Annotated in this window: 6 protein-coding genes and 1 pseudogene; 2 read left to right on the top strand and 5 right to left on the bottom strand. The window is 67.6% G+C overall.

Features of this window, described 5'->3' with window-relative positions:
• Window positions 1-68: 68 nt before the first annotated feature.
• Window positions 69-716 carry a LysE family translocator gene (locus tag H3O04_RS31310; protein ID WP_053523905.1) on the bottom strand — a complete coding sequence of 216 codons (648 nt, stop codon included), beginning with the start codon at window positions 714-716 and terminating at the stop codon, window positions 69-71.
• A 111-nt stretch (window positions 717-827) separates the two neighbouring features.
• On the opposite strand from H3O04_RS31310, the gene H3O04_RS31315 reads away from it, so the two are divergent.
• Entirely contained in the window at window positions 828-1,676 is an 849-nt protein-coding gene (locus H3O04_RS31315) for a LysR substrate-binding domain-containing protein (protein WP_202589163.1), read from the top strand.
• A 22-nt stretch (window positions 1,677-1,698) separates the two neighbouring features.
• Here the strand turns inward: H3O04_RS31315 and H3O04_RS31320 are convergent, their stop codons facing one another.
• Window positions 1,699-2,589, bottom strand: a complete 891-nt coding sequence (locus tag H3O04_RS31320; RefSeq protein ID WP_041489524.1) for a LysR substrate-binding domain-containing protein — start codon at window positions 2,587-2,589, stop codon at window positions 1,699-1,701.
• Window positions 2,590-2,742: 153 nt separating this feature from the next.
• Here H3O04_RS31320 and ydiJ point away from each other — a divergent pair, with 153 nt between their 5' ends.
• Window positions 2,743-5,799, top strand: a complete 3,057-nt coding sequence (gene ydiJ / locus H3O04_RS31325) for a D-2-hydroxyglutarate dehydrogenase YdiJ (protein WP_202589164.1) — start codon at window positions 2,743-2,745, stop codon at window positions 5,797-5,799.
• A gap of 86 nt (window positions 5,800-5,885) precedes the next feature.
• Here ydiJ and H3O04_RS31330 read toward each other — a convergent pair whose 3' ends face one another.
• From H3O04_RS31330 to H3O04_RS31340, 3 genes and pseudogenes are all read right to left on the bottom strand, one after another.
• Window positions 5,886-6,188: a hypothetical protein gene (locus tag H3O04_RS31330; protein WP_006481030.1), complete on the bottom strand. Its 303-nt coding sequence runs from the start codon at window positions 6,186-6,188 to the stop codon at window positions 5,886-5,888.
• An 87-nt stretch (window positions 6,189-6,275) separates the two neighbouring features.
• Entirely contained in the window at window positions 6,276-7,430 is a 1,155-nt protein-coding gene (locus H3O04_RS31335; RefSeq protein ID WP_006481031.1) for a branched-chain amino acid ABC transporter substrate-binding protein, read from the bottom strand.
• Window positions 7,431-8,049: 619 nt separating this feature from the next.
• A pseudogene (locus H3O04_RS31340) lies at window positions 8,050-8,748 on the bottom strand (DMT family transporter); the annotation flags it as partial.
• Between the last annotated feature and the right edge of the window lie 58 nt (window positions 8,749-8,806).

The following is an 8,806-nucleotide window of genomic DNA, read 5'->3' on the forward strand; positions in this document are numbered from 1 at the left end:
GCCGCGTGACGCGGGCCGCCGCCCGCGCGCGGCCCGCGATCGTGCGGGCCCGCGCGGCGGCACGATGCTTACGCGATGCCCGCCGACTTCGACGCCTCGACGAGCATTTCCACGCCGAGGCCGCCGAGCACCGCGCCCATCGCCCAGCGCTGCGCGAGCAGCAGCGTCGGGCGGCCGTGCAGGAACTTCGCCAGGCTGCCCGAGCAGATCGCCACCAGCCCGTTGGCCGACGCGAACGCGGCGATCAGCAGCGAGCCCAGAAACAGCGACTGGCCGAACACGCTGCCATGCCCGTAGTCGATGAACTGCGGCAACAGCGACACGAACAGCATCGCGAGCTTCGGGTTCAGCACGCTGGTCGTCGCGCCCATCGCGAGCAGCCGCAGCGGCTGCTCGTTCGGCAGCGTCTTCACCTCGAACGGCGAGCGGCCGCCGGGCCGCACCGCCTGCCATGCGAGGTACAGCAGATAGGTCGCCCCGACCGCGCCCAGCACGCTGCCCGCATAGGGCACGCTCATGAACAGCGTCGTGATGCCGAACGCCGCGGCGAACATGTAGAACAGGTAGCCGAGCATCACGCCCGCGAGCGAAACGAGGCCCGCCGCCCGCCCTTGCGCGATCGAGCGCGACATCACGTAGACCATGTTCGGCCCCGGCGTGACCGCGAGCATGCCGCCGATGACGAGAAACCCGTAGAGCGATCCGGACGTTTGCATGTTTTCCGCTTCCTGCGTCGAGTGAGTGCTGACGGAATTCATTCTCCGGCGATGGAGGTGAACAGTAAAACGGGATAAACTGAATCGATTGATCAGTTTTTCTGAATTCACATGAAGAAGCTCGACCTCGATGTGCTCGCGATGGTGGTGGCCGTCGCGGAATCCGGATCGTTCGCGCAGGGCGCGCAGGCCGTGCACCGGTCGCCGTCGGCGGTGAGCATGCAGATCAAGACGCTGGAGGACGCGCTCGGCAAGCCGCTGTTCATCCGCGACACGCGCAACGTGACGCCGACCGACGACGGCAGGATGCTCGCCGACTATGGCCGCCGGATGCTCGCGATGCGCGACGAGGCGTGGGCGTCGGTCGTGCGTCCGGAGATCCGCGGCCGCGTGACGATCGGCGTGCCCGACGATTACATCTCGTCGCTGCTGCCGCAGGTGCTCGGGAAGTTCGCCGCGATGCATCCGCGCGTGGAAGTGCGCGTGATCGGCCAGCCGAGCAGCGCGCTCGTGCCGATGCTGAAGGACAACACGGTCGACCTCGCGTGCCTGACCCGGGTCAAGGGCGTGTCCGGCGAGCTGATCCGGCTCGAGCCGATCGTCTGGACGGGATCGCCGAAACGGAACGTGTGGGAAGAGCGGCCGCTGCCGGTTGCGCTGTTCTCGCATGGCAGCACGGCGCGCGACCATGCGATCAAGGCGCTGAACCGGCGGAAGATTCCGTTCCGGATGTCGTACGAAAGCCCGAGTTTCCTCGGGCTGCTCAGCATGGTCGAGGCCGGCCTCGCGATCGCGCCGCTCGCGCGCTGCTGCGTGCCCGATCACCTGTTGCAGCTGTCGGAGAGCCACGGGCTGCCGTCGCTCGGCGAACTCGAGGTCGTGCTCGCGCGCAGCGCGCAGTCCGCGCGGCCGCCGTGCGACTACCTTGCCGAGCAGATTCTCGGCGAGTGGCGCGCCTGACCGGCACGTCGCCGCAAGCGCGTCAGCACGACGTCAGCAGCCATTCGCGAAACGCGACCAGCGACGGCAGCGTTTCGTTGCCCGGCGGGTAGACGAGGTAATAGCTGCGCTGGCTGGTAATCGCGTCGCCGATCGGCACGAGCTCGCCGCGGCTCAATTCGTCCTCCACCAGCACCTTCGGCACCAGCCCGATCCCCATTCCCGCGCGCACGGCCTGGATCAGGTGCGACGTCAGCTCGAAACTCGGACCGATCCGCATCTGGCGATGCTCGAGCCGATAGTGCGAGAACCACTCTGCCCAGGCCTGCTGATTGCTCGTCACGCCCAGCAGCGTCTGCCTTGCGGCCCAGGCCGGCGTGCGCGCGTCGGCCTTGCGGCCGCGGCCCGTGTCGGGCGGCGCGATCGCGATCAGGAATTCGTTGTACAGCCGGTGCGCGTGCAGGCCCGGCCAGTCGCCCGCGCCGACGGTGATCGCCGCGTCGAGGTCGTCGTGGAGGAAATCGATCGCGCCGATCCGTGAATGAAGGTGCACGGTCACGCCCGGATGCGCGGCGTAGAAGCCGTGCAGGTGCGGCAGCAGCCATTTCGAGCCGAACGTCGGCAGGGTGGCCAGCCGCAGCGTGCCGGCGCCGGCCTGGTGCGACATCGCCTGCAGCGTCGCGCCGCGGATGCGCCCGAGCGCGCCGCTCAGCTCGGCGAAGTAGCGGCGGCCGACTTCGGTCAGCTTGACCGAGCGGCCCTCGCGCCGGAACAGCGGCACGCCGAGCTGATCCTCGAGCGTCTGCACCTGCCGGCTGATCGCGCTCTGGCTCAGCGACAGTTCTTCGGCCGCACGCGTATAGCTTTCATGCCGCGCGGCGGCCTCGAACACGAGCAGCAGTGACATCGACGGGGTGAGGCGACGGTAATTCATGAGTTTTATGCAAGCTTCGCCGGGTAAGAATTCGTTTGTTTCTGGCGGAAGATCGAAAGATACTGCAATTCCCGGTTGGGCGGAAACTTGCCAAAAAATCATGTTTTGGCGTGCGTGAACCGGCCGGCTCCACCCACATTGCGCCTTTGCACCATGTCGATCGCCCCGTTGCCCCGTCCCGCCAGCCCGTCCGCGAACGTTTACCGCGATTTTCTCGCCGCGCTGCAGGCCGCCGGCTTCGCCGGGGAAATCCGTGCGGACCACGCGAACCGGACCGTGCAGGCCACCGACAACTCGATCTACCAGCGCCTGCCGCAGGCGGTGATCTGCCCCGCGCATGCGGATGACGTGCAGCTGCTGGCCCGACTGCTGGCCGAACCCGCGCACCGCGACGTCGCGGTGACCGCGCGCGGCGGCGGCACCGGCACCAACGGGCAGTCGCTGACCGACGGCATCGTCGTCGACCTGTCGCGCAACATGAACCGGATCCTCGAAATCAACGCGCAAGCGCGCTGGGTGCGCGTCGAGGCGGGCGTCGTCAAGGATCAGCTCAATGCGGCGTTGAAGCCGCACGGGCTGTTCTTCGCGCCGGAGCTGTCGACGTCGAACCGTGCGACCGTCGGCGGGATGATCAACACCGACGCGAGCGGGCAGGGCAGCTGCACGTACGGCAAGACGCGCGATCACGTGCTCGAACTCGATTTCGTGCTGATGGGCGGCGAACGGCTGCACAGCGACGCGCTCGACGACGACGAACTGGCGCGCCGCTGCGCGCGGCAGGACCGCGTCGGCAAGGTGTATCGCACCGCGCGGCGCATCAGCGACGACAAGGCGGCGCTGATCGACGCGAAATTTCCGAAGCTCAATCGCTGCCTGACCGGCTATGACCTCGCGCACCTGCGCGAACCCGACGGCCGCTTCAACCTGAACAGCGTGCTGTGCGGCGCGGAAGGGTCGCTCGGCTTCGTCGTCGAGGCGAAGCTCAACGTGCTGCCGATTCCGAAATATTCGGTGCTGGTCAATGTGCGCTACGCGGGCTTCATGGACGCGCTGCGCGATGCGCGCGCGCTGCTCGAACTCGCGCCGCTGTCGATCGAGACGGTCGACTCGAAGGTACTGATGCTGGCGATGAAGGACTTCGTGTGGAGCAGCGTGGCCGAGTATTTCCCGCAGGACGACGCGCGTCCGACGCTCGGCATCAACCTGATCGAATTCAGCGGCGACGACGAACGCGACGTCGATGCACGCGTGCGTGCGTTCGTCGAGCATCTGCGCACCGATACGAGCGTCGAGCGTCTCGGCCATACGCTCGCGGCCGGCGACGACGCGGTGAAGCGCGTGTATGCGATGCGCAAGCGCGCGGTCGGCCTGCTCGGCAACGTGCAGGGCGAGGCGCGTCCGCAGCCGTTCGTCGAGGACACCGCGGTGCCGCCCGAGAACCTCGCCGCGTACATCGCCGAATTCCGCGCGCTGCTCGACGGCCACGGGCTGCAGTACGGGATGTTCGGCCACGTCGATGCCGGCGTGCTGCACGTGCGCCCGGCGCTCGACATGAAGGACCCGAAGCAGGCCGCGCTGGTGCGGCCCGTGTCGGATGCGGTGGCCGGGCTCACGCAGCGCCATGGTGGCCTGTTATGGGGCGAGCACGGCAAGGGCGTGCGCTCCGAATATGCGCCGGCGTTTTTCGGCGAGCTGTATCCGTCGCTGCAGCAGCTGAAGGCCGCGTTCGATCCGCACAACCAGTTCAACCCGGGCAAGATCGCGACGCCGCCGGACCCTACGCTGCGGCTGCTGAAGATCGACGAGGTGCCGACGCGCGGCGACCACGACCGGCAGATCGACGAGCGCGTGTGGCAAAGCTACGGCACCGCGATGCACTGCAACGGCAACGGCGCGTGCTACAACTTCGATCCGGACGACGCGATGTGTCCGTCGTGGAAGGCGACGCGCGAACGCGTGCAGTCGCCGAAGGGGCGCGCGTCGCTGATGCGCGAATGGTTGCGTCTGCAAGGGCAGGCCGGCGTCGACGTCGTCGCGGCGGCGCGCACGCGGCAGCCGTTCCTGCGCGGGCTGGCGGAGCGCTGGCGCAACAGTCGCAACGCCCGCAACGCCCTCGATGGCGACGCGGATTTCTCGCACGAGGTGTACGACGCGATGGCCGGGTGCCTCGCATGCAAATCGTGCGCGGGGCAGTGCCCGGTCAAGGTCAACGTGCCCGAGTTTCGCTCGCGCTTTCTCCAGCTGTATCACCAGCGTTACCTGCGGCCGTTGCGCGACTACCTGATCGGCTCGCTCGAATTCACGATACCGTGGATGGCGCGCGTGCCCGCGCTGTACAACGGGATGATGGGCGCCGGCTGGGTGAGGACGCTGCTCGAGCGCCAGGTCGGCATGGTCGATAGCCCGCTGCTGAGCCGCTTCGATCTCGCGGCCGTGATCCGCGCATGGCGCGTGAAGCCGGCCGACCCGCATGCGCTCGCCGCGCTCAGCGAGGCGCAGCGCGCGCGCAGCGTCGTCATCGTGCAGGACACGTTCACGCGCTATTTCGATACCGAGCAACTGGCGACGCTGATCGAGCTGGCGGCGCGCCTGGGCTTTCAGGTGTGGCTCGCACCGCTCGCGCCGAACGGCAAGGCGCTGCACGTGCAGGGATTTCTTCATGCATTCGAAAAGGCGGCGATCCGCAACGCGACGCAACTGGCCGCACTGGCGCGCTCGGGTGTCGCGCTGGTCGGCCTCGATCCGGCGATGACGCTCACGTATCGGCAGGAATACCTGAAGGTGACCGGGCTCGCCGACGTGCCGAAGGTCGCGCTGCCGCAGGAATGGTTGCTGGATGCGCTGCCGCAAGCCGGTGCGGGCGGGGCGACGGTTTCATACCGGTTGCTGCCGCACTGCACCGAAAGAACCAATGCGCCCGACAGCGGCAAGCAATGGGCGCAGGTGTTCGCGCGTCGCGGGCTGCGCTTGCAGGTTCAGGCGACCGGGTGCTGCGGGATGTCGGGCACGTACGGGCACGAGGCGCGCAATCTCGCGACGTCGAAGACGATCTATGCGCAGTCGTGGGCCGCGCACGTCGACGGGGCGCAGCAGGAGGGCGAGGCGCTGGCGACCGGGTATTCGTGTCGCAGCCAGGTGAAACGCCTGTCGTCGAAGCAGGTGCGCCATCCGCTGCAGGCGCTGCTCGATCATGTGCGGGCGGTGGGGTGATGCTGTAGCGGTGCAGCCCGTAAGGGCGCGTCCCTCGCGCGTCGAGCGGCAATCCCCGTGCCGCTGTCGACCTGGGCCGGCGCTGGTCAGGCGTCGGCTTTCGCCGCTTTCCGCGAGCGCGGTTTTTCCGCTGCGGGAAGCACGCCGACGCCGCGCGGCCGTTTCGGCTCGATCCGCATTTGTCGGATCACGCGCCGGAAGTCGATCTCGTGCGCGGCCAGCGTGCCGATCAGTTTCGCGATGACCGCGAGGTGGGAAGGGACGGTGCCCTTGCTCGAATAGTTGGTGATCGAACTTTCGTTCATCCGGATCAGGCGGGCGAACTCGCGCGCCGTCAACTGCGCCTTCTTCAACTCCTGTTGGAATTCCGCATACGCCATTGCACACATGATGCTTCGTCTCCGTGAATCGGTATTCTGCCCGCGCGGCGCCGACGCCGACGGGTGGCGTTCCCGTCGTGCCGGCGCCGCGTCGGATTACATCTTCACCTGGTCGAGGAAGGTCTTCTTGCCGCCCTTGTAGCCGTAGATCGAGATGATCCCGTGCGTCAGGTCGCCCTTCGCGTCGAACGTCGTCGTGCCGATCACGCCGTCGTACTTCGTCGCCGGCATTGCCGCGAGGATCTTCGCCGGGTCGGTCGAGTTCGCGCGCTTCATCGCGTCGACCACGATGTAGACCGCGTCATACGCGAACGGCGCATCGAACTTGATGCCCTGGTTGAAGCGCTTCTGGTACTTCGCGAGGAAGCCCGCGCCGCCCGGCATCTTCTCGAGCGCCGCGCCTGCCTGCGAGCAGAGCACGTTGTCGGCCGCCGGGCCGGCCAGTTCGGCCAGCGAATCGGTGCACACGCCGTCGCCGGACAGGATCTTCGCGCGCAGGCCGAGCTGCTTCGCCTGCTTCGCGAGCGGGCCGCCGGTGGCGTCCATGCCGCCGTACATGATCGCGTCGGGGTTCTCGCCCTTGATCTTCGTCAGGATCGCGCGGAAGTCGACCGCCTTGTCGTTGGTCGCGTCGTGCGACAGCACCTTCAGGCCGAGCGCCTTCGCCTTCTTCTCGAACTCGTTCGCGAGGCCCTGGCCGTACGCGGTCGAATCGTCGACCACCGCGACGCTCTTCACGCCCTTCGACTGCGCGTAGCTCGCGAGCGCGGGGCCCTGCTGCGCGTCGGTGGCGACCACGCGGTAGGTCGTCTTGAAGCCTTGCTGCGTGTAGGTCGGGTTCGTGGCCGACGGCGAGATCTGCACGATGCCCGCGTCGCTGTAGATCTTCGACGCCGGAATCGACGTGCCCGAGTTCAGGTGGCCGATGACGGCGACGACCTTGTCGTCGACGAGCTTCTGCGCAACCTGGGTGGCCTGGCGCGGGTCGGCCGCGTCATCCTGCGCGTCGAATTGCAGCGTGATCTTCTTGCCGCCGATCGTGAGGCCCTTCGCGTTGATTTCCTCGACCGCGAGGCGCGCGCCGTTCTCATTGTCCTTGCCGAGGTGCGAGATACCGCCCGTCGTCGGTTCGACGCTGCCGATCTTCACGACCTGGTCGGCCATCGCGCTCGACGCGGCCGCGAACGCGGCGGCTGCCAGTGCAACGGTGATCAGGGGTTTGCAGCGCATGCCGACAGTGCTTCGTTCCATCTGCCATCTCCGGATTGAATGTCTTTCTATTGACGTCTCGACTGGCCGGCTGCGGGGCCGGGGCGATCGGACGAGTCTCCATACCCATCACGGGCTTCACTTGCATGGCGCCCGGCCGACAGACCTGCGTTGCCGCTGGACGTCACGCAATCGTATGAATATATATGAAGCCGCTTTTGCGCGCTGCGGCGAATCCCGTAGCGGGCCGGCGCGGCACGGGTCGACGCCCGGCCGTCGAAGGCTCCGGATGCCGGAAATCGTGCACTGCGGCGAGCCGCAGGTTGCGATTCGCTGTCGTCGGCCTTACGGCCGCATCCATTATTCGGCCGGTCGCCGCGACGAAGCCATGGACACTGACGCGCGGTCAATCGGGAACTGTTCGGTCGATTTGTCTGCACAGTTTGGTCACTCGAGAATCGCGTCCCCGGTTTCGGAGTCCTGCTTCATCAAGAGCGATTGCTGCCGAGATGCAACTAACGGTCAAGTTCGGTAGCGCCTGTGAGTGGGTGCCGATTGCACCGGCCGAACCATTTATCGGGTTCGGCAGAGACGGGGGCGTGTTGGGCCGGCCCGCGTGTGCTTTCGGAGCGTCGCCATGCAATCCACTGCAAGCTCGACCCTACGACCGTCCGCGCAACGCGACGACGATCACCCCTGCAATCGCCAGCAGGCCGCCGCACGCCGTCGCGATGCCGGGCCGCTCGCCCGTTAGCGCCACCGACAGCAGCGTCGCGACCGCCGGCGTCAGGTAGAGAAAGCTGGCCGCGCGCGCCGCGCCGAAGTAGCCGAGCGCGAAAGTCCAGGTCGCGTACCCGAGCGCGGCGGGAAAGACGCCGAGTACCACGACGGCCAGCGCCGTGTCGCGCGACCCGCCGCCGAGCGACACGAGCGCGCCGGGCAGCCAGGGCGCGAGCAATACCGAGCCGGCCAGCAGCGTGTACGCGGTGCACGGCAGCGCGCCGTACACGGGAATCAGCCGCCGCTGCAACACGAAATAGCTGGCCGAACACAGCGCCGCGCCGAGGATCAGCGTGCTTCCGGAGCCGAGGACGAGGCCGCCGGGCTGCCCTTGCGCGATCACCGCGATGCCGGCCAGGCTGACCAGCGACCCGAGCCAGCCCCAGCGATTGAAGCGCTCGCGCAGAAACACGGCGGCCAGCAACGCGGTGAAGATCGGCAGCGTGTTCACGATGAAACTCGCCGCGCCGGCCGACACGGTCTGTTCGCCGGTATTGAGCAGCGCGTTGTAGAGTGCGATGCCGAGCAGGCCGCACGCGAGAAAGCGCCACGCATCGGCTTTCGTCGGCAGCGGCGGCCTGCTCGGCATCGCACTCTACAACGCGCTGCTCAATACCGGTGAACAGACCGTGTCGGCC

Origin of the sequence: Burkholderia sp. KCJ3K979 (genome assembly GCF_016759955.1) — a bacterium.
In the GTDB taxonomy this organism is placed as follows: domain Bacteria; phylum Pseudomonadota; class Gammaproteobacteria; order Burkholderiales; family Burkholderiaceae; genus Burkholderia; species Burkholderia orbicola.